Below are 260 nucleotides of genomic sequence, written 5' to 3'. Positions count from 1 at the left end.
GGACCGCTGGCCCGGTCGCGGCACCGTCGATCGTGATGGCGCGTCCCATGTTGACAATATGCTTCGGCTGGTAGAAGTAAAATTTCCCGGCGATACATGGAATGAAGGCCAAGAAGATGCATATCAGAAAATTGCGGGTGACTATAAAAATCGCATGACAGTTATTGATGTAAGCGATTGCAATGGGGAACTCAAGAAAGTGCCGGTACCAGTGCCTCTACCAGCGCCACAAACTGACGACGAGAAGCAACGACAGCGTG

At 51.5% G+C, this 260-nt stretch carries 1 pseudogene; it reads left to right on the top strand.

Going from position 1 to position 260, the window contains the following annotated elements:
- A pseudogene (locus SB771_RS35320) lies at positions 1 to 260 on the top strand (VRR-NUC domain-containing protein); the annotation flags it as partial.

Origin of the sequence: Burkholderia sp. SIMBA_051, from assembly GCF_046534915.1 — a bacterium.
Lineage (GTDB): Bacteria > Pseudomonadota > Gammaproteobacteria > Burkholderiales > Burkholderiaceae > Burkholderia > Burkholderia ambifaria.
This window is presented reverse-complemented; position numbering and strand designations above follow the sequence as displayed.